The organism is Psychrobacter sp. BI730, from assembly GCF_013414195.1.
GTDB lineage: Bacteria > Pseudomonadota > Gammaproteobacteria > Pseudomonadales > Moraxellaceae > Psychrobacter.
On sequence record NZ_JAATTV010000007.1, the window covers coordinates 181,735 to 207,652 of the forward strand.

Consider the following 25,918-nt stretch of genomic DNA (forward strand, 5'->3'; position numbering starts at 1 on the left):
CTAACTCTATACTAATTTAAATTTATACTAAGCTGTATTTATACTGAACCTAGTATGCGCCTTCGCTATAGATAAGCTCGTAGCTGTGGCTATAGATTTCAACGATGTTGCCGAACGGGTCTTCCATATAGATCATGCGGTAAGGTTTTTCGCCAGGGTAGTAGTAGCGTGGTTTTTCCATACGTTTTTTACCGCCTGCTGCAACCATACGCTCAGCCAACTCTTCAACGTTTGGATCTTGAACACAGAAGTGGAAGATACCCGTTTTCCAGTATTCAAAGTTATTTTCAGGGTCTTCTTGATTTTTGAATTCAAAAATCTCAACACCGATACGGTCACCAGTAGATAGATGAGCGATACGAAAGCTGCCCCAACCTGCACCGAATACTTCAGTACACATCTCACCGATCGGGCTATCATCTTCGATAATCTCAGTTGGTTCCATGATGGTGTACCACCCCATCACCTCAGTATAAAATTTTACGGCGGCATCTAAGTCAGGTACTGACAGACCGATGTGCGAAAAGCTTCTTGGATAAACGTTGTTCATAGTTTGTGCTCCTGTTTGCTGTATTCTTGTTTAACGTGAGGCCAGTATACAAACGCATATTCATTATGTAAAATTATCAAATATTATATAAATAATTATGAAAAGTAATGATAAATATCACATGGTTACGCACCTTTTGCACGCTTGCTGAAGTTGGGCACTTTACCCGTACCGCTGAACGTCTATATATGACGCAGTCCGGTGTGAGCCAGCATATAAGTAAGCTAGAGGAGCAACTAGATACGGACTTGTTGATTCGACAAGGAAAGCAGTTTTCATTGACCAATGCAGGTGAGCAGCTTTATAAAGAAGCAGGCGAGATATTGCAGCGATTATCAAATTTAGAACAGCGTATCGGTGAAGATCCGCCTTACGAAGGATTGGTACGGTTGATGTCACCAGGTAGTGTGGGACTTAAACTATATCCGCAGCTTTTGTCTTTACAGCAGCAGCACCCAAAACTAGTGATTGATTATCGTTTTGCTCCAAATTCTGATATAGAGCGGGCACTGGCAAATCACGAAATTGATATTGGCTTTATGACGGATATCTCAGATGATGAAACGGTTAGCTGCAAGCCTATGGCGCAAGAAGCATTGATACTAGTAACCCCTGCGACTTCAGTGGAGCCTAGCTGGGAGCAGCTTATGGCACTTGGATTTATTGATCATCCAGATGGTGCCCATCATGCAGGCATGCTACTGACTGCCAATTATGAGCAATTTCAGCATATCAATGACTTTGAGAAAAAAGGCTTTTCGAATCAGATTGGCCTGATACTAGAGCCCGTCAGCAGAGGAATCGGCTTTACTGTTTTGCCAGCACATGCCGTGGCTGCCTATCCGAAGCCTGAGCTGATTAGCAGTCATCATTTACCAGTTGCTGTTAGCGAAACGCTATATCTGGCAGTCAGACGACAGCAGGCACTCTCTAATAGAATGCATACGGTCATTGATGAAGTAAAAAAATGGCTATAGATATGTTGAGAATGATAAATGTACAGCTAACAAAGAGTTAATAAAAGGCTTGATAGCTGTGCACTTAGTGGAGGATGCAATTTTTGATAAATTGCGACTATGAAAGATTGCGTCTATTTTAAAGTCTGCCCAAGTTTGATACTTGCAGCAATATTAGCAGCAGTCGTTTCAATATTGTTATAAGCAGAGCCTAACACGTTATCGATCGTGTCTACCTTTTGGATACTCGGCATGACCACATCGAATTGACTGGTCTGAGCAGGTTTTAGTCCATCGACACTGCCGCAGATAGCGATAACAGGTGTACGGCTAGCCTTAGCGATTTGGCTGATACCGCCTGCCACTTTACCCATGGCGGTTTGCGCATCGAGCTTGCCTTCACCAGTGATGACAAGATCAGTCTCTGCGATATGCTGTGACAGGTGGGCCACTTCGGCAACCGTATCAAAGCCTGACTTCAGCTGAGCTTGAAAGAAAGTCATCATCGCATAGCCAAGACCGCCCGCAGCGCCAGCGCCTTCAGCGTATTGACAGTCTTCATAGCCATGCTGTCCACATATGGTTGCAAAGTGACTGAGTGCCTTGTCCAAAGTATTAACCTGCTCTGGACAAGCGCCTTTTTGTGGGCCAAATACTGCGCTTGCACCTAGCAGACCGCATAATGGATTAGTCACATCACAAGCAACTTCAAATACTGTGTCTGATATCTTTGCATGCAGGCTAGTATTATCGAGCTTATGTAAGCTGGCAAGTGCGCCACCACCATGAGTCAGCAGGCTATCATTGATGTCATGAAATGTTATGCCTAGCGCCATTAGCATGCCAAGGCCTGCATCATTGGTTGCGCTACCACCTAGACCAATAACGATACGCTTAGCACCTTCTTCTAACGCATCTTCGATCAGCTCCCCAACACCATAACTACTCGCAATAACAGGATTACGCTCATCAGCTGTCAGTAGATGCAATCCGCACGCTTGAGCCATTTCGATAACAGCGGTCGCGTCAGGCAATAACAGATACTTTGCCATAATCGGTCTCATCAATGGGTCATGTACTCTGATTTCTTTCCAGCGCCCGCCCAATACATAAGACAATACCGCTGAGGTACCTTCACCGCCATCGGCCATTGGCAGTAGCTTGTAGTCAGCATCTGGAAACACTTGACTAAAGCCAGATTGAATGGCGTGGCACACGTCCAGTGCTTCTAAACTTTCTTTAAATGAGTCAGGGGCGATCAAAATTTTCATACGGCTCTCTTTGAATATCTTAATGACACGATCATTGCGATAGTGTCATGTTTTAAAACGTTTATTTAGCAATCATCAAATAAACGTCTGTACAAGTACCCAATCTCATGAACTAGATAAACACTAGGGTCAACAACCAGATAAATACGATGCTAGTCACACCCTGGATACCAGTAGCCATTGAATGAGCCTTGTACGCTTGTGCGACACTCATGCGACTAAACTGGCTAACAATCCAAAAGAAGCTGTCATTGGCATGTGAGATGGTCATGGCACCGGCACCAATTGCCATCACGCAGAACACACGTCCAAGTTCGCTGTCTAGGCCAATCTGACTCAATAGTGGGGCAACCATTGCAGAGGTTGTGACCAATGCGACCGTGGTTGAGCCTTGTGCTGTTTTTAGCGCAGCAGAGACGATAAATGGCATAAAAATACCCAATCCTAAGGCAGATAGCGTCGAACCTAGATAATCGCCAATCGGCGTCACTTTTAGCATGGCACCAAATGCGCCACCAGCACCAGTGATCAATAGGATAGGGGCTGCTACTACCAAACCTTGCGAGATACTATCGCTGATTTCTTGCGTTTTTTGGCTTGATTTAATCAAGAAAAAGGATAAGAACAAACCGATAAGTAGTGCAGTAAGCGGATTACCAATGAATATCAAAATCTCCGCTACCATGCTACTACCAAACGGTGCGCTTGGGAAATTAGCAACCGAAGACAGGCAGATTAATATGATAGGAACGATAATCGGCAAGAAAGCCATTGTCGCTGAAGGCAAATGGCTGTAATCGTCACGAGTTTTCATTCCTTCAGGCATGGCTGCTGGAGCATCTGCCGCATTGATATTGTCAGGAGTAGCGTTAAGGAAGCGATTAGACCACCACCAGCCAGCCAGTACTGCAACTGCTGTCACGACCACACCGACCATGATGACTAAACCCAAATTTGACTCTAGACCTAAGTTACCTGCCGCTGCGATTGGGCCTGGCGTAGGTGGGACAAAGGTATGGGTGGCATATAGACCAGTTGCCAAGGCAATGCTCATCGCGACACTTGATACATGTAAGCGCTCAGCTAAAGACTCTTTTAGAGAGTTTAAGATAATATAGCCAGAGTCACAAAATACAGGGATCGAAACGACCGCACCGACGATAGACATGGTCAAAGTAGGGAAGCGTGGCCCCAATACTTTAATAACGGACTCTGCCATTACGATAGCAGCACCCGTTTTTTCAAGAATTAAGCCAATAATCGTGCCAAATACAATCACAAGACCGATATAGCCTAAGATACCACCGAAACCATCAGAGATCGTTTTTGCGACCGTGTTAAGTGGTACTTGATAAAATAGCGCGACCAAAAAAGCAGACAAGATCAATACTAAAAAAGGATGCCACTTTAGTTTTGCGGTAGCGAAAATAATAAAAAGAATGGTCAGCACAAGCCAAAATACAATCATCACTGTCTCAATATGGTTTATATCTTAATTGATTACCAATGCCAATATAGCCAATTATATCGAGATTAAACACGGTATATAGCTTGCTAAGTCTACTTTGCGTAGTGCTTTCAAGCGCTTTTACCATGTCTACATTTAAACGATATCGAACCAACTATCTGCATCACTAACGATACGAAATTTTAAAGGGGCATACTTTATAGCAAATAGACGCCGCTAGGAAATAGATTCGTTAAATAGTTGGCGCTGTTGACAAAAAATCGAGAGATACTTAATTTTGAAATGAGAGAAGTTAGTAATAAAACGTCGAAGAGGTGTGTGGAAATACTTTTATAACTAGCAATTGCTAATACTTCAAACCAAAAAAAAACTGGCCATTTATAATGACCAGTTTTTGTCTAAACAATATTTACCTACCTGAGTAATGATTATTTTTAGGATAGGTATTCTAAGAAGTACCGTTATTTATAGTTAGGCAATCTTATCAAAAAAAGCTTTGTTATTGGTAGCAGTTGCAGTATCAAAGCTGACATAAATACCTTGATCGTCCAACGTAGCATACCAATGATCATCATTGCCACTGGTCAGCAGCTGAAAGTATTTGTCATTGACTATTCTGCCAACTGTATACACCTCTCCTTCGGAGTAGTATGCATTACCTTGGGTACAGATAAGCTTGTCATTGGTATGGATGTTATTATTTTCTTTCATGTTCTTGCGCCCTATTAGTACATTAGATAGCAGTAGATTATCAATTCTGCTAATAGTAATAAAGATGATTATATAGGCAGTATCTTGTTGTTTGGTATAGCGTTTTTAAGGTAGTTGTTGCATTTAGTTACTACACATTGCATAGATAACACCGCTATCATAGCAATAGATTTTTTGAGAACCCTAAGCTGTTTAGGAATATATAAAATCCACATTTATTGAGATAAAGGGGTGCAAGTTAGTGATATAAATTGTCTAAATACATAAACTCTAATGTCAAAAATGACGCACGTAAAAAAGCCAGCAACCTAAGTTGCTGGCTTTTTACAGACTGAGTCTAACTATATAGAAGATTACTCTTCAGAATAGTCTTCTTCAGCAGCTTCTTCGTCAGCTGAATCTTCATTGTTACCATCTTCAGAAAGAATAGTAACTAAGATGCTAGCAGTAACGTCATGATGTAGCTGAATATCAACATTGTATTCGCCAACTTGACGTAGAGTGCCTTCAGGTAGCTTGATTTCAGCACGGTCTACTTCTAGACCTGAGTTAGTCAATGCTTCAGCGATATCGCGAGTACCGATAGAGCCGAATAGCTTGCCTTCGTCACCTGATTTAGCACGCATGATAACATTAACGTCAGTCAATGCATCAGCACGCTCTTGAGCAACAGCGATCTCTTTTGCTTCTTCAGCTTCAAGTTCAGCACGACGTGCTTCGAACTTTTCGATGTTAGCTTTAGTAGCAGGTAGCGCTTTGCCCTGAGGGATAAGAAAGTTACGTCCGTAACCTGGTTTTACATCGACAGTTTCACCGAGTTTACCAAGGTTGACGATACGCTGTAACAAAATAATTTGCATGAGTCATTCCTAGTTAGCGGTTAACCTTGATGGTTATCAGTGTATGGAAGTAGCGATAAGTAACGAGCTTGCTTGATAGCAGTCGCTAATTGACGCTGATATTTAGTAGATGTACCAGTAATACGGCTTGGTACGATTTTACCATTATCACTAATGTACTGTTTTAGCAATTCAACATCTTTATAGTCGATGTGAGTGATGCCTTCAGCAGTGAAACGGCAGAATTTGCGACGGCGATAGAAACGTGCCATGAGTATTCTCCTTTAATTAGTCTTCACTGTTGTCGTTGTCGTCATTATCGTTTTCACGATTGTCTGGACGACGAGTAGTTGCTTTGCGTGCGCGTTTTTCATCGGCATTCTTGGCTAACTGCGACTCTTCAGTGACAGCTTCGTCACGGCGCATAACTAGACTACGAATGATCGCGTCGTTATAACGGAATAATTCTTCAAGTTCAGCTAAAGTTTCACCGTCAGTTTCAATGTTGAAAAGAACGTAATGAGCTTTGTGAATCTTGTTGATTGGATAAGCCAGTTGACGACGGCCCCAATCTTCTAGACGATGGATAACACCGTTGTTGTCTTGAACTAACTTGATGTAGCGCTCAACCATGCCGACCACTTGGTCGCTTTGGTCTGGGTGTACAAGTAACACCAGTTCGTAATGTCGCATTATGACTCCTTACGGATTAGTAGCTATTAACCCTATGTTAATAGCAAGGAGATTTATAAGGTAAGCCCAATTCTAGTCATATTTTATAAAAAACAATCAAGAATAAGCTTAGTTTATAAAGCGCCGTATTATAACAGTACTCGGCAACTAACACAAAGGTTAATCACCAAGCTACTGCCAATAAAATATAAAAAGAGGCTAAATAAGCTTTGCTAAATAAAAAAGCCGCGATAGTACGCAGCTTTTTTGAGTGTAACGAGCTATAAAACCAATAGCCAAATCAACACACTGTTATTCAGATTTTGACTTCTTTACCAGTTGGCTACTGTCTGCTTTGACCACTAAGGTTTTGGCAAGTTTGTCATGCCAACCAATATTTTCAGGGCTTTTAGATGCCATGTAATAATGAATAGCGATAATCACAAAGCCTAAAAAGCTAGTAAACGAAAACAGTAAGTTATAGATAATAAATAACAATAACGTACGTGTACCGATAAGCTTAATGAACGAAGGTAGGCGATGCGTGGTTTGATCCACAACACGAATACCAGTGATCAGCTTGCCTAGCGATTGACCACGCATGGTAATAAATACCAATTGTAAGGCAAATAGTCCAAAGACCATCACCTGTGACATCATCAATGTGCTACTAGGAAGACTTTCCATTAGCGTCATTGAGTATTGATAGGCGGCGTCCATATCTTGAATGTTTTGGAACTTGGTATAGTCCACATCCATCTTAGTCAATGCCATTACTAGCGGCAGTATGGCCAATATATAAAGTAGGCCATTCAATGCAGTCGCCAATACGCGTGACATGATTGGCGCAAGTACCACGTTGCCGACGACTTTATCATTGTCTGCAACAGCCTTTTTGAGAGTAGACTTATTCAGTGAGACATTGTTGTGCGGCGTTTGATGACGATTGGTCGTCATGTCAGCTTTTACGTTTTTAGGACGTTCAGGCTTGCCATATAGTCTGTCTAACGATACTGACTTATCATCTTTCGCTTTATTGGTATCTTCAGGGAAGACGGTCACGTTATTGATGATAGAGTCGTTTACTTCAGGCGTGTTAGCACTGGTCGGGCGATACACCGTTTGGTTATTGGTAAGATCACCTACGCGCTGCCACTGAGCTAAGCCTTCATGCCACATCAAATCATCAAGCAATACTTCACCAGATGCCAGCATGATATTCAGCTGCTCCAACTCATATGGGCCAGCTTGTACGTTATTTCGAGCAAGGAAAATCTGCATAATTGCCTGCATAGTTAGTCATGTCTTAGGACATTATATTAGGGTCTATTTGAAAAAATCAAATAGACCCTAATAGTGGTATCTTTAATGACTGTGTGAATGACCGCTGTGACTAAACGTAGCGGTTTACTTCGCTTCTTCACCAGCTAAGAAGAACCAAGTATCTAGTACTGAGTCAGGGTTCAATGACACTGAGCTGATACCTTGCTCCATTAACCAAAACGCTAGATCTGGATGGTCTGATGGACCTTGACCACAGATACCGACGTATTTGTTTTGCTTACGGCAAGCTTCGATAGCCATAGACAATAGCTTCTTAACAGCAGGATCACGCTCATCAAATAGATGTGAGACGATACCTGAGTCACGGTCAAGACCAAGCGTTAACTGAGTCAAATCGTTAGAACCGATTGAGAAACCATCAAAGTACTCTAGGAACTCTTCTGCCAATAGGGCGTTGGTTGGTAGCTCACACATCATGATGACGCGTAGACCATTTTCGCCACGTTTTAGACCATTTTTCTCAAGTAATTCGATGACTTCTTTGGCTTCGCCAACAGTACGTACGAATGGAATCATGATCTCAACGTTGGTCAAGCCCATGTCATCACGTACACGTTTTAGTGCTTTACACTCAAGCTCAAAGCAGTCACGGAAGTTATCAGACACATAACGGCTAGCACCGCGGAAACCAAGCATTGGGTTCTCTTCTGATGGCTCGTATAACTTACCACCAAGCAGGTTAGCGTATTCGTTTGATTTGAAATCTGACATACGAACGATAACTGGCTGATCCATAAAGGCAACAGCTAGGGTTGAGATACCTTCGACCAATTTATCAACATAAAAGTCAACAGGTGAGGCATAGCCTGCGATACGCTCTTGAATGGCTTGTGAGATCTCACGTGGCAAGCTGTTCATGTTTAGCAGCGCTTTTGGATGTACACCGATCATACGGTTGATAATGAACTCTAAACGCGCAAGACCAATACCTTCGTTTGGCATCTGGGTGAATGAGAAGGCGCGATCTGGGTTACCAACGTTCATCATGACTTTGAATGCGAGCTCTGGCATAGACTCAACCGAGTTGGTCTGCACTTCAAAATCAATCTGGCTTTCATAAATGAAACCAGTGTCACCTTCAGCACAAGAAGCAGTTACGTCTTGACCATCAACCAATAGCTCAGTTGCGTTGCCACAACCAACGATAGCTGGCACACCTAGCTCACGCGCGATAATAGCAGCATGACAAGTACGACCACCACGGTTAGTGATGATAGCAGAAGCGCGCTTCATAACTGGTTCCCAATCCGGATCAGTCATGTCTGATACGAGCACATCGCCTTCTTCTACTTTGTCCATCTCGTTTAGGTTGCTAACGATACGCACTTTACCTGAACCGATACGCTGACCGATTGAACGACCTTCACATAATACTTTTGCGCCAGTCGTGTCGATGACATAACGTTCCATCACGTTGCTGTCTTGACGGCTCTTCACAGTCTCAGGACGTGCTTGAACGATAAAGATTTCGTTAGTATCGCCATCTTTTGCCCACTCGATGTCCATCGCTTGGCCATAATGCTGTTCGATCGTTACCGCTTGCTTGGCAAGTGAGGTTAGCTCTTCAGTAGATAAAGAGAACTGCATGCGATCTTGTTTTTCAACATCAACAGTCTTAACTGATTTAGCGGTGCTACCTTCATCACCATAAACCATTTTCTTATGCTTGCTACCTAGGTTACGGCGGATAACTGACGGCTTACCATTGGCTAGCAATTTCTTAGAAATATAGAACTCATCTGGGTTAACTGCACCCTGTACAACCATTTCACCTAGGCCATAGCTTGAGGTGATGAATACCACTTGATCAAATCCACTTTCGGTATCTAATGTGAACATAACACCAGCAGCACCAGTCTCTGAACGTACCATACGCTGTACAGCAGCAGATAGTGCAACGCCTTCGTGCTCAAAACCTTTGTGTACACGGTAAGAGATTGCACGGTCGTTATATAGAGAAGCAAATACTTCTTTAATAGCAATTAGAACGTTATCAATACCGCGAATGTTCAAGAAGGTTTCTTGTTGACCGGCAAATGACGCATCTGGCAAATCTTCAGCAGTAGCAGAAGAACGTACAGCAACAGCGATGTCTTCGCCGCCACTCATGGTTTCAAATGATTGACGTACTTCTTGCTCAAGATCTTTTGGCAGTTCTTGCTCAATAATCCAAGTACGAATCTTTTTACCAGTTTCTGCAAGTTTTTTTACATCATCAACATCTAATGTTTTTAGTTCATTGTTGATTTTGTCAAGCAAGCCGGTTTCAGTCAAAAAGCGGTTGAATGCATTTGAAGTGGTGGCAAAGCCGCCTGGAACACTAACGCCTAAATCAGAAAGATGGCTGATCATTTCGCCAAGCGAAGCGTTCTTACCACCAACCATTTCGATGTCGTCTTTTCCTAGCTGATCAAGATTGATTACAAGTGCTGTAGATTGCGCTGCCATGATAACTCCAGAAAATAAGGTTATTTAGTAAAGATTATAACGGTGAATTATACCGCCATATTAGGACAATTTCGAGGGTTTTCACCAAAAAACTTGTTAAAAATATACAAATTGTGGGGTTTGCTACATAAATTAGGGCCAGTCTAATCAAGTTTCGTATTTACTCAGATAAAAAATCTCATTGCTAGTGACGATGTTATGCACTTTCAAAAGCCAATTACTGCATAAAATAGATGTATTCAAATAAGCCACATTTAGAGTATTTCTACAATTTATGTTTCAATCTTATGTATCTGTATAAACAAAGCATAATAGAAGAAGCATAAAAAAATACCTCAATGAAAGGTGAATTAACTATGGTGACAAGATGAAAAATAATGTTGGTGCTAAGTATACGCCTGTAACATTGATTTCTATTAAGAGGCTAATATGCGTATAATGTAGCGCATAGATAGTTGATGCACATTGCATGGTAAATGTGCAGTATAGGTGCTGAAAAAGGTTCGTTTTAAGAAGGCAGTTATAAAACTTAGTTATACGAGTTATAAAGGCAGCTATAAGAAGCCGAGTAAAATTCACGCCATTAATAGTCAATAACTGCTAAACGTTTACCAAGTCTGAATTATTACTAAGATCTATACCAAATACCCAGAGCTATACCAAAAACTAAATGAAGGTCACTATTGAGTTTTCAACCGAGGTGTCAACGATATGTACTCAAGCAATCCATCTGAACAAGTTAAGTCCACTATCCAAAATCGCCATGCGCTAAACTTGGACAGCTCACAAGCCATTAGAACGGCGTTTTTTATCTCAGATGGCACAGCGATTACGGCTGAGACACTTGGACGCGCTATTTTGAGTCAGTTTGCCTCAGTTCCCTTTGAGACAAGAGTATTGCCATACGTCGATAGCTTAGAGCGTGCGGAAGATGCGGTTGAACAAATCAATCTGGCGTATCAGCGCGATGGATCGTTGCCATTGGTTTTCGATACGATCGTTAATCCTGAGATTCGTGAAAAGATCAACTCAGCACACAGCTGTAACTTAGATATGTATGAAGGTCTGATCGGCCGTGTTGCAGAAGAGACTGGCGTAGAGCCAGATGGTCATTCAGGGCATGCACATGATGATGTCGATTCTGAAACCTATAAAGAGCGTATCGATGCAGTGCATTTTGCCTTAGATAATGACGATGGAGCGCGTACTCGTCACTATAATGCAGCCGATATTATTTTGGTGGGTGTGTCGCGCTCTGGTAAGACGCCGACTTCTTTATATTTAGCATTACAATTCGGTATTCGAGCGGCTAACTATCCTTTGACCGAAGATGATTTGTACGACAATCAGTTGCCGAAAGCATTACGTGAGCACAAAGACAAACTATTTGGTTTGCTTATTGATACTGATCGCTTGGTAAAAATCCGTCAAGAGCGCCGTGCAGGCAGTCGTTATTCTAGCTATCAGCAATGCCAGCAAGAGCAGCGCGCGATTCAGGGTATCTATATCACGCATGGTATCCCGAGCTTAGATGTATCAGAGATGTCTGTTGAAGAGATTGCCACGCGTATTTTGCAGATGACAGGTCTCAAACGCCGTATCGGGTAGTGAATGTCAGCTTAAACAGTATCTGTTCAATCGGTATCAATAAGTGTTCAGGCAGCTTTAATAAATGCGCAAAAAACACTAATAAACATACATCATTTCATCCTAGATAATTATCATATAGAGAATATTATGATTTCAGCCTATCAATCTATAAAGCCATCGTTGTTGATGGCAGGTTTAATCAGTGCAGCAACTTTACTGAGTGCTTGTCAAACATCACCATTTGCAAAGGATCCAGTACCTGAGCCGCGCTATATTCCAAGTATCGTATTAGGAGAAGCGCAGACACTGACCGTCATGCCAAACCGTGTGGCCTGTGCCTCAGAACTGCCAATGCAGTGCCTACTTGCTAAGTCTAAAGACGGTAGCGTGTTCCAGATTCCTTATGACTGGATCGACGACTTCAAACCAACCCTTGGTACAGAGTACATCATTAGCGCCCGCCCGCAGATTGATGAAAGGCAACAGAGCGTTACTGGTCACTGGACATTGCAAAACATATTGTCACAACGTATGGTGGGCATGCCTTAGTAGGGCAGCATTCATTTATCTACATGATACAAACTCATCTACATATTGATTCATTTATATCTCAAACATTTACTCGATAAATAAATATAAAGAGGACATCATGGTAAGTAAAAGTGCAAGCGACGAGACCAATGATACTGGTAAAGATATTCATACCGAAGTATCAAATAAATCTAGCGGACACGTGCCAAGCCCTGAACATACCGAAGGTAAGAACAAAAAAGAAAAGATAGAGCAGACTCACGAGCAAGTGACTGATGATGTCATGCATCATCCTGACTTAGTGAATCCGCTTGATGATACACGAATCGATATTAAATCTGGTTTTACCAAAGACTCTCGCCGTCTAAAAAGTGACGATCATGAGTATGAGTATGATGCCGTTGTTTTAGGGGCGGGCCCTGCCGGTGAAGCCGCTGCTATGAAGCTGACCAAGTCTGGTAAAAGAGTGGTCGTTGTCGATCCACGTGATCAAGTAGGCGGTAACTCTACTCACGTCGGTACAATTCCAAGTAAAGCACTGCGCCAATCTGTATTTAACTTGATTAATTTCCGCCGCGATCCAATGTTTACCAAGGCGATGGAATATAAACAAGTACCGCTAAATGAAGTATTGGCTAAGGCGCGTCAAGTTATCCGTCGTCAAGTCAGTACCCACACACGTTTTTATGAGCGCAACCGTATTGAAGTCATTCAAGGTTGGGCAAGTTTTATTGACGCACATACGCTACGTATTGAAGTCGATGAAAATGTGTACGAAACCATCACTTTCAATAAAGCCATCATTACTGTCGGTAGTCGTCCTTACCGTCCTGAGATTTTAGACTTTAACCATCCACGCGTTTTTGACTCTGACAAAATCTTGCAAATGGATTATGTGGTCAAAAAAATCATCATTTATGGTGCAGGGGTAATTGGTTGTGAGTACGCGTCTATCTTTACTGGTCTTGGCTACAAAGTTGATCTAATCAATAACCAAGATCAATTGCTCAACTACTTAGACAGCGAAATCAGTGATGCCATCGCGCATGACTTTAGACAGTTCGGTGTGCTTATCCGTAGTAACGAAGAGATTGATCATCTTGAGACTCATGATGATTATGTGGTTTTACACTTAAAGAGCGGCAAGCGCATCAAATCTGATGCCATTCTTTGGTCAAATGGTCGCTCAGGTAATACTGAAGGCTTGAACTTAGAAGCCATTGGGCTAAAAGCAAACGGCCGTGGTCAGCTAAAAGTAGATGATACTTACTGTACGGACGTCGACAATATCTATGCTGCTGGTGACGTCATCGGTTGGCCATCGTTAGCTTCTGCCGCCTACGACCAAGGGCGCTGTGCTGCTGCCTTTATGGTCGGTGATAGCGATGCTGAGCCAGTATCTAGTGTGCCTACGGGTATTTATACGATTCCTGAGATCTCTTGTATCGGTAAGACAGAGCAAGAGCTCACGGATGAAAAAGTTCCGTATGAAGTGGGTCAGGCGTTCTTTAAACATCTGGCACGTGCCCAAATTATCGGTGAACGTTCGGGCGTATTAAAGATATTATTCCATCGTGATACGTTAGAAATTCTAGGTATCCATTGCTATGGTAACCACGCTTCAGAGATTATTCATATCGGTCAAGCCGTGATGAAGTGTAAGAGTAACAATACGCTTGAGTACTTTGTAAATACGACTTTCAACTATCCAACGATGGCAGAAGCCTATCGTGTGGCAGCATTGAATGGTTTGAACCGAGTGTTTTAAACCATTGTCTATTTATATCGTATAAATAAAAAAGCGCCTGCTACTATATTATTAATAGTACAGGCGCTTTTTTTATGCTCATAGGTTTCATTAATTTGAAGGTTTACAAGTAGGCTCTTCTTTGCGGAATACGCTTGCGTAAAAATAGCAATAAAACAAAATAGAGCAACCACAAGCCAGCCAACGCATAAAATCCTATAGCGACTTGAGAGACACTGGCACCCATTTGGTTAAGCTGCACAGAGGTATTGATTGCAGGCGTAGTCGGTACGAGCCAACGTATTACTTGTAATACTTTAGGCAATTGGTCTGCTGGCCAAGGGTAGCCGCTTAAGAAAAATATCGGTAATGAGATAAAAATTAATATTTGCATACTGCGCTCACGCTGCCGGAACCATAATCCGAGCACGCAGCCGAGCGTTGCGACTGTCGGACAAAACAGTGCCAAAAATAGCAGCGTACCAAGCATATTTTGTCCGCGTGGATAATGATGTAGCTCAAACGCCCACCCATAATAAAAGCAGCCAACGATAAAGCTAAGTGAGCTTAGCGCTCCAATACGTCCTAACCAGCCACGTACACTCGTACTGTGACGGCGCTGCTCATACCATGTGCCAATCAGCATTGCTGTCGCCATCAAAAGTGTCTGCTGTAAGATAATAACAGAGACAGCAGGTACGACATAAGCACCATAGCCCTCGGTTTGGTTATATAGTGGCATAATCCGTAGCGGTACAGCTTGCGTATTCTGTGCTGCGGTAGGTGCATAAGCGCCTTTCGCAATGCTTTTCTTTACCTTTATGCCGGCGGATACCGTACCTACCGCTTGAGAGAAACCCAGTTGGACGTTTTTATTTAAAATAAAATAACCGCCATTACCCAGTACGCTGACGTGCGCTTGCTCTCCAGACTGAACTTGCTCTTCGAGACCAGCTGGGATCACCATATATCCTGCAATTTGATCTGACCATATGGCTTCTTTGGCAGCCTGCTCATTGATAAATCGTTCAGTATCTAAATATGGGCTAGCACTCGCATAGCGAACGAGAGTACCCGATAAGTTGCTGTTGTCATGATCAATGATACCTACTGGCACATGGTTGACTACCTCAGATGAGTAAGGCCAAGGATAGAAAAACCCATAGATAATAGGAGCAATAATCAACATCAAAAGTACGCCTTTATCGCCAAAGACGTCTTTGAGAGTTTGAATCAAGCTGTTCCAAAAACCTTGTGGGGCGGGGGTGACTGTTGATTTGGTTTTTGAGTGTGTATTGTTTGATTGTGCAGACATTAGCGTGCTCCCCAACGTTCAGGATGCGCCAATGCGCGTTTGGTTAATAGTGCCGCAAGTATTAGCGCTATTATGGCTGCAAGCATGAGGCCATAGACGATAGGTAGCGATATGGCGAGCGGTGCTTGCATTTGTAACTGTGCAATATGAAGCTTTAGGTAATGCGTTAGCGGCAGAGCATTTGACCAATATTGCGCACTATCACTAATCGCAATATAAGGAAAAGTAACACCAGCAAAGGCGTAAGAAGGCGCTGAAATAAATCCGGTGGTCGATAGACCCATACGTAATGAAAAAGAATTCAAAGTAAAAATAGCACCTAGCCAAAACGACAATATCATTAGGCACAAAAACCCAGCATAAACTGCCACGAGAGACATGATGTTGATATTCTGATTGGACGTTGCCAGCCACAATATCAACGCTGACCACAAGCTATATGCCAGTATTGGCCAAAAGTATTTACCCAATAAACCAAATATCAACACTGATAGGCTGACCGATTTGGGCACTTTTACGCTTGAAGATGATGTTTTGTTATCGCTGCTATCTTGTTTGGTTGATAGCGAAGATGACGTTTTTGTAGCTCTGGATAACGTTAAATGAGGCTTTCTTGTATCAATAAAACGGTACCAGCGACCGATATTCTTATCACGTAACTCGCGGCCAATCGTCGTTGCACCAATGACCATCGCCAATATATGTAATAAGGCAGGTATGACGGTCGAAGCCAAAAACTGCTGATAATTGGTCGCAGCATTGAACAAGCTAATACGCTGCACACTGATAGGCGCGTAAGCCGTCATCGCTTGTGATGGCGCTACGCCTTGTTTGACCAAACGTTTGATCTCTACACCTGCGGATAATGTGCTAGCGACCGCTTGGACACCTGCCTGAATAATACCAGAGTGCGTACCGTACTGTGCATTAACTTGTAGAGTCAACGGAGCAGGCTGGCTCGATAAGATATTACGAGAAAAGTCCTCTGGGATAATGACGACAGCGTAAATATCGCGCTGTAAAATGGCAGCCTCTGCATCCGCTTGGGAGTAATACAGCTGTCTGACCGTCAAAGTAGGACTGGCCTCTAAGTAACGGACGGCAGTATTGGCAACAGCGCTGTTGTCTTGATCGATGACTCCGATAGGCAAATCGGTAATTTGAGTCTGTGAAAATATCCACCATATTAGCAGCACCGTTGCCAGTGGTATCCATACCACCATGCTAAAGTCCCAATGATTTTTTGCCAAAAAACGGCGCTCGTAGGCTGCACTGCGTAAAAAAGCCTCACTTAACTTAGTCAAGTGCATGGCTTACTCTTGGTTCTGATTGACAGGAGTAGGGTTGATACGTACGACCACGCTCATACCTGAGCGGATACGAGCATCGGGCTTAGATGGTCGTGCCTTTACCTCAAAAGTACGCACATCAAAACCATCATCATTATTGGTCGGACGCCAAGTGGCAAAGTCTGATAGGGTCGATGTCGCATAGACGGTAAACTGTTTTGTATAAGGTTTATCCGCTGATGACAGTGCTGGGATAGTACCCGTAAATGTCTGACCAATAGCAAATTGATTTAAGTAAGACTCAGTGACGTTAAGTACCACCCATTGGTCATTGGTATCCACCAACGTCAGGAGCGGAACCCCTTGACCGATGACTTCTCCAGCACTCACGATGACATTATCAACGATACCAGCGATAGGACTTCTTAGGTTCGCTTCCTCTTTTGCTACTAACGCCTCATCAAGTTTTGCATCGACCTGTGCGACTTGTGCAGTGGCCGCTGACTTATCTTCAGTACGTGCGCCTTCTAGCGCCAGATCATACTGCAAGCGGGCTGCTTCGGTTTGGTCTTGAGTAGCGAGATATTGCGCATACGCCTCATCGCGCTTTTGTCGCGCCATCAGTCCTTCTTCGTAAAGGCGATTGACACGCTGATAGGTATTTTCTGCCAAGTCAGACGCGGCTTTATTGGCTTGCCAAGCGGCTTTTGCTTGGGCGATTTCTTGCGGGCGCGCACCATTTTCTGCTTTGTCTAATTGGCTTTGCGCGATTTGCTTACCAGCACGTGCTTGATTAATCTTGGCATTAATCTCAGGCGAATCCATCTCAACCAGTTGCTGACCAGCCGTTACCGTATCACCCTCTGTTACCATAATTTGGGCAATACGCCCTGGTACTTTTGCAGCGATAGACGTTTGCTGCATCTGCATTTGCCCTTGTAGCGTAATAACTTCTGGCTCGCTATGCGCATTACTTTTGTATAAGCCGTACGCAATCGTACCAAGGACAATCAGTATGAATAGTGCAAGTAATCCTTTTTTCATACGTGCAGATTTGTCAGTTTTAGAGGCGTCACGATTATAAGTAGGTGTCGGTTGCTCTGGTTTAATATCAGACACGTCTTCTACAGGATCGACTGAATTTTGTGTATCTTGAGAGGTCACTGACTCGGTTGCATCAGTTGATTTATTTGAGTCGTCTGATTCACGTGGTAATTCTGTCATGACAATGAGATTCCTAAAGCAACAAAGTTGAAAATAAAGGGTTTATTACTAGTACACTCGAAACGCATAAGGCTTGGCGTTGTCTATGGTTTCAGAATTAAAAATAGCACCAAGAGCGACGATAAATGCTGAATAATAGAGCCATAGCATAATGACCACAGCAGCTGAAAGCGCGCCAAACTCAGCACTATAGTTATTAAAATTTTGCACATAAATTGAAAATAAGATGGACAATATAATCCATAAAACCGTTGCCAGCGCAGCGCCCGGCATCAACTTTTTGAGAGCGACGGCATCACGATTTGGGGCTAGGCGATAAAGACCCAAAAAGCTTAAGAATATGATACCTGTCAATATTGGCCACCTGCTCCAAAGCGCAATTGTCTTTGCTATCTGAGGGAAAGGGAAGTAGGCCGCCCCCAAAGGAATAATCGCGATAGAGGAGACCGCGATAATCAATACGACTACTGCTGCAAAGGTCAAACCAACTGCGCGAATCGTGCTTTGTACAAAACTACGCTCTTGCGTAATATGAAACGCAAGATTAATAAGAATAATTAAAGATTTGATACCTTTGGAGCCCGCATAAAGTGCGAGCAAGGACGATATAAGCAGGCTGAAAGTCAGAGCAGACGTAGTTGTAGAAACCAACTCGTTCAGACGGGAGTTGAGCACTTCATATACTGTATCAGGTATAAATTGACTCAAAAGCGAGATTTGCTCTTGCATCTCGGCGAGAGAAAACGCAAGACCATAAAGTAGAACAAACACAGCCATCACGGGAAAAATTGATAAGAATCCAAAGAAACCTACGCTTGCGCAATGCGCCCAAACATTAGAGTTATTGGCAATACGCCACGTTTCTAGTAACGTCTGTAGCCAGTTTTTTATCGATTTAGAGGTCAATTTTTTCATAAAAGCAGCTGTTCGTAATAGGGTTGGTAATAGTATTTTCGATGACGGCTTTATGGTAATACAAAGCGTTTATCAGCACGACTTATGGCTTATCACATCAAATCATTGCTCAGTATATAAAGTAGGCAATTGAATATCAGCGGCATTGAGATAAGCATTAAAAGCAAGTGGCGTACCACAGCTTTGCATAAGGGCAGCCAGTGACTGTACATAGTCATTGGCAGCTTGTGCTTGCTCGGTACGTGCCTTCAGCGATTGCGTCTGTGCCTGCACCACGTCAACGGTAGTATTTACACCTTCTTGTAATCCTAAGCGTCGTAATCGCAATACTTCTGCTGCCAAATCAACATTACTTTGCAATGCCTGATAGCGTGATTGAGCATTATTGACATCGTGCCAGTTTTTTTCTACCAGTAGCAATAAATTGTCACTGACTTCAATCTCAGAGAGGTCGGCCTGACGTATTTTGGCACTACTGGATGCTAATGATGCGGCTTTATCGAGTCCGCCCCATAGTTTCCAACTGGCAGATATACCAGCGACCCAGCTTGGATCTTTCTCTACCTGACCATAACCGTATAGCAATACCGTAGGCTTGTAGCCCGTATCTGATAGCGCATGCAATTGCTGAGCCTGTGCCCGCTTGGCTGCAACTTTTTGCAGTCCGGGATGGTTGTTTAGTGCCAAGTCCTGAAAATAGCTCACATCTGGTAGAGGGCGACTAGAGACAAACAATGGCGTGGTCGGTTTAATACGGTAGTCGGTACGTAGTAGACGCTGTAGCGCAATCATGGCTAGGCGCGCGTCATTATTCGCATTGACGGATTCACTCTTGGCATCCGCAAGCGCTGACTGTGCTTCTAGTCTATCGACACGTGAGATAAAACCTTCTTCAAACAGACGCTCGGCCATATGGTCGGTCTGTTGCAATGTATCGTAAGCGTCTTCTCGTAAGTAAGCAGCGATAATCGCTAGCTGTGCCTTAAAATAACGCTCAATTAACGTATTATAAAGCTCATTTTTATCCAGTACGCTATCAGCCATCGCTTCTTGTGTACGTGCATCCGAGGCGCCAGTCAATGCGTCTGTACGCCCAGCAGTATAAATAGGCCAAACGACACCAAGACCTGCACCCGACGTAGAGCCTGAGCGCTTGAAGTTATAAGAGTCGGGAATACGCTCACCGACCAGCTCACCAAAGTCTGGTAGGTCTGCTGTAGGAGGGACTATGTTATCTACGCCATTGTTTACTTCGTTGACGATACCGCTTCTGAGAGAAGATAAGTCTATATCCTCATCTAAATGATAGGCACTGGCAGATACTCGAGCAAATACGAGCGGATTGTCGATAGTTCTGAGCGCGTCAGTTTGGTATTCGCTGGCAGCAATCGCTGCTTGATTGGCAGCAATTTTAGGTGATACTTGTACCAGCAGCTTTTGCGCTTGCTCTAAGCTTAAAAAGCTTGAGACGTCTAGTGCGTAGCTGTTATCGACTGTTTTATGTGTAATAGGGTCAACAAGCGTAGACAGTGCCTGCGACTCAAAGTTTTGAGGGTTTGGTACTGTAAGAAAAGGCGCGACAGCTGGTTTATCATTATCAGTTGGACTATCAGCATCTATGATTTGTGTCACAGCCACTGGTGTAACATCATCTGATACTTCTATACTGTCAGCGGCAGTGCTCGCGTAAGTCATGACAGGCACACTCATGACTGCAACTGTCATCATAGCAGTCGGTAGCGCTGATAAAATGAATTTCATAAGTCACATAAGCCATTAATTAGAATGTAAGGTATTATAAAATAAGGAACAGCACCGATAAGTTTCATTGCTCAGGATATAAAGTTGCTGAACTATTATAGACTATTTGCTAGCTAGCGAAAGAATGATGCTTAAATAAATCATTCATATTCTAATATGAAAATACGTCTATATTGAAAGCGCTAACAAGCGGTCATTCGTCATAAGAGGTACACTGTAGAGCCACAATGGTGACGGGTCAATGCTCAGTATTTTGCCGTTTTCTATTGTGCGACCAGTAGCAGTATGATAGAGGTTTGATTTAATTTTTAAATATCTGTTTATAAGTAACAACATAGCCAACAAGGTATTTTAGATTCAAGCGATTTATTTTTAGTTAGATTTTGTTTTTAATCTCATTATGAAAGCATTTAGGCAGTAATTAACAAATAAAAAATGCTCAATAAGTAGCAATTAATAAGAATCAGTCAATGAATAGTCACTAAATGGCTATTAAGTAGAATAAATAATATTAGTAGAGGGTGTGTCATGGCAGGGTATATTTTAGCGTTGGATCAAGGGACCACATCGAGTCGAGCGATATTGTACGATGATCATGCGCGTCCTATCAAAATGGTACAACAGCCAACGACGCTGCAAACACCAAGAGCTGGATTCGTTGAACAAGATGCACAGCAAATTTGGCAAACTCAGATTAGCTGTGCACACGATGTTATTAATCGGGCAGGACTGCTTGCCACCGATGTTACCAGTATCGCGATTACCAATCAGCGTGAGTCGATTGTGATGTGGGATAAGCAAACTGGTAAGCCACTGGCTCCCGCCATTATTTGGCAAGACAGGCGTACCGCAAATTACTGTAAGACGCTCGCTGCTGAAAGCGCTGGCAATAGTATGAATGACCCTGTGCATCCGAGCGTTGATAGCGTCAACATGGCACATGAGGTTCAGCGTATTACAGGTCTGCGTTTAGACCCATATTTTAGTGCCAGTAAGATTGCTTGGTTACTCGAAAATAACCCGAAGCTGAGTGTACGAGCCAGCAGAGGGGAGATAGCGGTTGGCACGATTGATAGTTGGCTGATTTATAAGCTCACAGGCGGGGAGCATGTCATTGATGTGACCAATGCTTCTCGCACATTGTTATTTGATATCCATAAGCTGGCGTGGTCAGAGGCACTCTGTGACCGATTTGCTATACCTATGCATATATTGCCTAAAGTACTACCATCCGACGGTGATTTTGGCAAAACCAAAAGAGGCCTGTTTGCAAAGCAAATACCTATTCAAGCAGTATTGGGTGATCAGCAAGCAGCGCTCTTTGGGCAAGGTTGCCTTGATGCAGGCATGGCCAAAAACACTTATGGCACAGGCTGCTTTATGCTGATGAATATTGGCCAACAGCCAAAATTGAGCGAGCATAAGCTGCTAACTACCATCGCATGGCAACGTAAAACCTCACCAATTCGTCCTGATAATTTATCGTTTGATCAAATCGTACAGTCAGGCAAACGCATGCTACAGCCACCTAAAAAGGAAGTCACTTATGCTCTAGAGGGCAGTGTCTTTATGGCAGGGGCTATCGTTCAATGGCTGCGTGATAATTTGGGTATGATTCAGCAGAGTAGTGATGTCGAAGACTTAGCCCGTCAAGTGGACAGTAGCGAAGATGTTGTTCTATTACCTGCTTTTACTGGATTGGGCGCGCCTTACTGGCGTTCGGATATCAGTGCTAGCATCACTGGTATGAGCCGCGGCACTACTAAGGCACATATTGCTCGCGCTGCATTGGAGGCCGTTGCTTATCAAACCTATGATGTGCTTATCGCTATGCAAAAGGACAGTCCTCATCCTTTGACTGAGCTGAGGGTAGATGGCGGCGCTGCAAATAATGATTTACTCATGCAGTTCCAAGCAGATTTGTTGGGTGTTCCGGTATTACGTCCTAGAGATACAGAGATTACAGCGAAGGGCGCGGCACTACTCGCAGGTTTAAAGACTGGGTTATATGATGAATCGACAATGAAAGCTTCATGGCAGGTAGATCGCGTGTTTGAACCAAGTATGTCGACTGATGCTCGTGAGCGACATCTTGCTAAATGGCAGCAGGCTATCAAAAGGTCTCTAATGCCGTTATAAGATTGATTTACTTAGTAAATTTATTGTGATCGTACATTTATGATTACTCAAAGTATGAGGCTGCCGTACACAGATGTGATAAAGATACAGGCTGTAACGCAAGATAATCGCAATACGGACACAGTTTACATAATCGGCCTATCTGTACTTACCTATAAATTTCTATACTTCAATTGGATTTAGTAAGATCGCTAATAATTAGCAAATAAATAATTCAATAAATAATAAATAATTTAAGGACAATACTATGAGTAACCATGATGCTATCGATCGCAGTGAAGTAAAACATATGTCAAAAGAGACAAAAGAAGATTTAAACGCAGACATCATTACCGGTGAGCCAGGTTCACATCCAGTAGGTACAGGTATCGGCGGTGTAGGCGGTGCAGCAGCAGGTGCAGCTATTGGTACGATGGCAGGTCCACTAGGTACGCTAATCGGTGGTGCTATTGGTGCTATCGTTGGTGGCGGCGCAGGTCATGCAGCAGCAGAAGCTATTGACCCAACTCACGAAGAAGCGTACTGGCGTGCAGAGTATGTAAACGCTGACTACCATAGAGAAGAATACGATTTCGACCGTGACTTGCATCCAGCATATGCAGTCGGTTATGCGAACCGTGCTCGTTATCCAGTAGATGCTCGTTTTGAAGATCATGAAACAGACCTAGAGCGTTCATGGCACGAAGTAAAAGGTGAGTCTCGTATGGAATGGAACGAAGCGCGTCAAGCATCACGTGATGCATGGAACCGCGTATCATAAGACAAGTTAAATAATTAATAGAACGGTTAGGCAAACAGCTTGGCAACCAATGCATTTAGTAATTAGCTAATATTAGAGGTTGCTATACCATTACTTAAAATAGATTAATTGTATGTCCAGTTCTATTAATAAATCTAATTATCAACATTTATGCTATTTTAAAACTTCCAAAGTTTAACTTTGGGAGTTTTTTTAGGCATAAAACTTGCAGCGTATACATATACGTGAATATTATGTACTATAATAATGAGAGCGATGGGGAATATATGAGTAATAACACTGAAGGCAATAAACAGTTTTATATCGCAACAGCCAACCTGCTGAACTTTTCAAACCCTAATCGAACTTATTATGAAAATGCGCCAGCTTATAACGATAAAGCCTATGAACATAAGCTGCGAGGTCTTACAGATTTATTGGCTAAAGCGCACGCTGACATTATCGCAGTACAAGAGGTTTGGGATAGTGATGCATTAGAAGCGCTGGCTGTTTCACTAGGTTTCAAGCCCGAGCAGGCGGTCATTCCACTTGCCAGTAACGATAGCTCGAGTATATATACCAAAGGCATGGGTGCACAGAATACACCTGCTGTCGGTATTATCAGCCGATTTGAACAGTTAGAAACCAGTTTGCTAGAGGATATAGCACCAAAAGCCATTATTGATGTGCCTGATATCGGTCCTTATCAACGCTTCAACCGTCCTCCATTAGTATTACGTGTTGACGCCTACGGGAAGCCCATCACAATTATTACAGCGCATCTAAAAAGCAAACGTGCTTTTTTCTTACGTGACGAAAATGGTGACCTATTAGAAGACATGGACGATCCAAATATTCGAGTTCGCGCCAAGCTTCGTAGTTTATGTATGCGCGCGGCAGAAGCGGCCTCTATCCGTATGTCTATTATAGAGCGATTGCAACATACCCGTGAACCATTGATTCTATTGGGCGATATGAATGATGTCACAGGTAGCGTGACTACTCAGTTAATGACAGAAACTGGGGAGGTTAATTACGATAAAAGTATGCGTGATGTTGCACTTTTTGATGCTGCTCGGATTCAAGCAAGATATGGCTGGATGAAAGATGTTGCCTATACCCATATATATCAAGGTATGCCAGAAGTTATCGACCAGTTATTTGTCTCAGAAGAGTTTTTGCCCGATAGTAAGTTTTCGCTCGGTTATGTCGAACGGGTCGATTATTTTAATGATCATTTAAAGTGGGACTATGCCGATAGAGTCACTGATCATGGTATTATAAGGGCGAAAATAAAACTCAATGATTAACTTTATAAAATTAGACGGTTAGCTCTATTAAATTGCTGATCGTAGTATTGTTTTTTAACCTATTCATGTCCCTTGCTTGATAATGTGCAAGCGTTTATGATGCCTCTGCATTGAATATAGTAGTGACCATACAGGCTTTATATTTTAGCCAACAGGCAACTATCCTTTATTTGAGGATAATTACTATTCAATGAAGATTATATTTATAAAATAGGGCGCAACATTAAGAGATTCACAATGAGTGATAATAAAGACGAAAAGATTGAAGATGTGTTGGTAGATTCGGAATTGGCAAAAAAGCTTGTACCTAATAAGTTTAAGTTTACTAGCCAACAAGGCCGTGCACGTCGTCAAAAACTATTGGCTGGTGCCAAAAAATTGAGCGAAACGCATGCTATTAACGATATTACGTTAGCAGCTGTGTGTGAAGAAGCGGGTATACCAAGAGCCTCTGCTTACCACTTTTTCCCTAATATTGAAGCAATATTTTTAGCATTACGTTTTTTGAATGCGATTGAAATATTAGAGATGGTAGAGACGGTCGATATTGGTAACTATGATAGATGGCAAGGGTATTTAACGGCGCTTATCGATCATTGTATTACGATATTCCATAACGATGAGACAAAAGCCAAGCTTATCTATGACACCAATACACCTGATTTTGAAGGTGACAGCTTTGGTGAAGATATGGATCATCAAATCGTTGATCTGGTCTATAAGCGTTTGTCAGAGCGTTATGAGATGCCAAACTTCCATGATATCCAAGATACCTTGTTGATTGCTTATAGCATCGTAAATGCCATATTCACCTTGTCATATCGCCGCCATCAGAGTATTACTGAAGAGTATATCCAAGAAGCAAATACAGCATTTATTGCTTATTTACGTTGTTATCTACCAGAAAAGTTACCACGTAAAAACCGCTAATTGAGCTCACTTTAAAAATAAAAAAGCCGACAAATATGTCGGCTTTTTTACGTCTAGTTTTTAGCATAAGATTAGAAATAATAGAGATTAATAGACCTCTTGCAAAAGTGGCAGAGGATTTTACAATAACTAATGCACTCACAACTGGCTGGAAACCATGCCAAACATA

The 25,918-nt window shown here is 42.7% G+C and carries 22 protein-coding genes; 8 read left to right on the forward strand and 14 right to left on the reverse strand.

The window, feature by feature from the left end; genetic code table 11:
- Nucleotides 1-49 precede the first annotated feature (49 nt).
- Nucleotides 50-550, reverse strand: coding sequence for a lactoylglutathione lyase family protein (locus HCZ91_RS07360; protein ID WP_179798873.1), 501 nt, complete (start codon nt 548-550; stop codon nt 50-52).
- A gap of 107 nt (nt 551-657) precedes the next feature.
- Between HCZ91_RS07360 and HCZ91_RS07365 the strand changes: the two genes are divergently transcribed.
- Nucleotides 658-1,527, forward strand: coding sequence for a LysR family transcriptional regulator (locus tag HCZ91_RS07365; protein ID WP_179798874.1), 870 nt, complete (start codon nt 658-660; stop codon nt 1,525-1,527).
- Nucleotides 1,528-1,640: 113 nt separating this feature from the next.
- Here HCZ91_RS07365 and HCZ91_RS07370 read toward each other — a convergent pair whose 3' ends face one another.
- From HCZ91_RS07370 to ppsA, 8 genes are all read right to left on the reverse strand, one after another.
- Entirely contained in the window at nt 1,641-2,777 is a 1,137-nt protein-coding gene (locus HCZ91_RS07370; RefSeq protein ID WP_179798875.1) for a glycerate kinase, read from the reverse strand.
- Nucleotides 2,778-2,889: 112 nt separating this feature from the next.
- Nucleotides 2,890-4,245, reverse strand: a complete 1,356-nt coding sequence (locus HCZ91_RS07375) for a GntP family permease (protein ID WP_134292465.1) — start codon at nt 4,243-4,245, stop codon at nt 2,890-2,892.
- 471 nt (nt 4,246-4,716) lie between these two features.
- Nucleotides 4,717-4,956, reverse strand: a complete 240-nt coding sequence (locus HCZ91_RS07380; protein ID WP_179798876.1) for a hypothetical protein — start codon at nt 4,954-4,956, stop codon at nt 4,717-4,719.
- Nucleotides 4,957-5,309: 353 nt separating this feature from the next.
- Nucleotides 5,310-5,816: a 50S ribosomal protein L9 gene (rplI, locus tag HCZ91_RS07385; RefSeq protein ID WP_057759378.1), complete on the reverse strand. Its 507-nt coding sequence runs from the start codon at nt 5,814-5,816 to the stop codon at nt 5,310-5,312.
- A gap of 20 nt (nt 5,817-5,836) precedes the next feature.
- Nucleotides 5,837-6,067 (reverse strand): 30S ribosomal protein S18, encoded by a 231-nt coding sequence (gene rpsR, locus HCZ91_RS07390; protein ID WP_010198808.1) that lies wholly within the window; start codon nt 6,065-6,067, stop codon nt 5,837-5,839.
- Between the two features lie 16 nt (nt 6,068-6,083).
- Nucleotides 6,084-6,488 (reverse strand): 30S ribosomal protein S6, encoded by a 405-nt coding sequence (gene rpsF / locus HCZ91_RS07395; RefSeq protein WP_101205443.1) that lies wholly within the window; start codon nt 6,486-6,488, stop codon nt 6,084-6,086.
- A gap of 291 nt (nt 6,489-6,779) precedes the next feature.
- Entirely contained in the window at nt 6,780-7,760 is a 981-nt protein-coding gene (locus tag HCZ91_RS07400; RefSeq protein ID WP_179798877.1) for an RDD family protein, read from the reverse strand.
- Nucleotides 7,761-7,874: 114 nt separating this feature from the next.
- Complete coding sequence (gene ppsA, locus HCZ91_RS07405) at nt 7,875-10,259, reverse strand: phosphoenolpyruvate synthase (RefSeq protein WP_179798878.1); 2,385 nt, start codon at nt 10,257-10,259, stop codon at nt 7,875-7,877.
- A 774-nt stretch (nt 10,260-11,033) separates the two neighbouring features.
- Between ppsA and HCZ91_RS07410 the strand changes: the two genes are divergently transcribed.
- The 3 genes from HCZ91_RS07410 (at nt 11,034) to sthA (ending at nt 14,148) form a co-directional block, all read left to right on the forward strand.
- The gene (locus tag HCZ91_RS07410; protein ID WP_179798896.1) at nt 11,034-11,867 is read left to right on the forward strand and encodes a pyruvate, water dikinase regulatory protein; all 834 of its coding nucleotides are present in this window, start codon (nt 11,034-11,036) and stop codon (nt 11,865-11,867) included.
- A gap of 129 nt (nt 11,868-11,996) precedes the next feature.
- Nucleotides 11,997-12,398, forward strand: coding sequence for a DUF4377 domain-containing protein (locus tag HCZ91_RS07415; RefSeq protein WP_179798879.1), 402 nt, complete (start codon nt 11,997-11,999; stop codon nt 12,396-12,398).
- A gap of 100 nt (nt 12,399-12,498) precedes the next feature.
- Nucleotides 12,499-14,148 carry a Si-specific NAD(P)(+) transhydrogenase gene (gene sthA / locus HCZ91_RS07420; protein WP_057759390.1) on the forward strand — a complete coding sequence of 550 codons (1,650 nt, stop codon included), beginning with the start codon at nt 12,499-12,501 and terminating at the stop codon, nt 14,146-14,148.
- Between the two features lie 103 nt (nt 14,149-14,251).
- Here the strand turns inward: sthA and HCZ91_RS07425 are convergent, their stop codons facing one another.
- The 5 genes from HCZ91_RS07425 to HCZ91_RS07445 form a co-directional block, all read right to left on the reverse strand.
- Entirely contained in the window at nt 14,252-15,442 is a 1,191-nt protein-coding gene (locus HCZ91_RS07425) for an ABC transporter permease (protein ID WP_179798880.1), read from the reverse strand.
- Entirely contained in the window at nt 15,442-16,752 is a 1,311-nt protein-coding gene (locus tag HCZ91_RS07430; protein WP_179798881.1) for an ABC transporter permease, read from the reverse strand. The genes HCZ91_RS07425 and HCZ91_RS07430 overlap by 1 nt, the downstream gene beginning before the upstream one ends.
- A 3-nt stretch (nt 16,753-16,755) precedes the next feature.
- On the reverse strand, nt 16,756-17,955 hold the full coding sequence (locus tag HCZ91_RS07435) for an efflux RND transporter periplasmic adaptor subunit (RefSeq protein ID WP_179798882.1): 1,200 nt from the start codon (nt 17,953-17,955) through the stop codon (nt 16,756-16,758).
- A gap of 48 nt (nt 17,956-18,003) precedes the next feature.
- On the reverse strand, nt 18,004-18,870 hold the full coding sequence (locus HCZ91_RS07440) for a YihY/virulence factor BrkB family protein (RefSeq protein ID WP_179798883.1): 867 nt from the start codon (nt 18,868-18,870) through the stop codon (nt 18,004-18,006).
- 102 nt (nt 18,871-18,972) lie between these two features.
- Nucleotides 18,973-20,631 carry a TolC family protein gene (locus HCZ91_RS07445; RefSeq protein WP_179798884.1) on the reverse strand — a complete coding sequence of 553 codons (1,659 nt, stop codon included), beginning with the start codon at nt 20,629-20,631 and terminating at the stop codon, nt 18,973-18,975.
- A 528-nt stretch (nt 20,632-21,159) separates the two neighbouring features.
- Here HCZ91_RS07445 and glpK point away from each other — a divergent pair.
- From glpK to HCZ91_RS07465, 4 genes are all read left to right on the forward strand, one after another.
- Nucleotides 21,160-22,770, forward strand: a complete 1,611-nt coding sequence (gene glpK, locus HCZ91_RS07450) for a glycerol kinase GlpK (protein WP_179798885.1) — start codon at nt 21,160-21,162, stop codon at nt 22,768-22,770.
- Nucleotides 22,771-23,017: 247 nt separating this feature from the next.
- Nucleotides 23,018-23,530: a hypothetical protein gene (locus tag HCZ91_RS07455; RefSeq protein ID WP_179798886.1), complete on the forward strand. Its 513-nt coding sequence runs from the start codon at nt 23,018-23,020 to the stop codon at nt 23,528-23,530.
- Between the two features lie 266 nt (nt 23,531-23,796).
- Nucleotides 23,797-24,819 carry an endonuclease/exonuclease/phosphatase family protein gene (locus HCZ91_RS07460; RefSeq protein ID WP_179798887.1) on the forward strand — a complete coding sequence of 341 codons (1,023 nt, stop codon included), beginning with the start codon at nt 23,797-23,799 and terminating at the stop codon, nt 24,817-24,819.
- 237 nt (nt 24,820-25,056) lie between these two features.
- Nucleotides 25,057-25,749 (forward strand): TetR/AcrR family transcriptional regulator, encoded by a 693-nt coding sequence (locus HCZ91_RS07465; protein ID WP_101205430.1) that lies wholly within the window; start codon nt 25,057-25,059, stop codon nt 25,747-25,749.
- Nucleotides 25,750-25,918 lie beyond the last annotated feature (169 nt).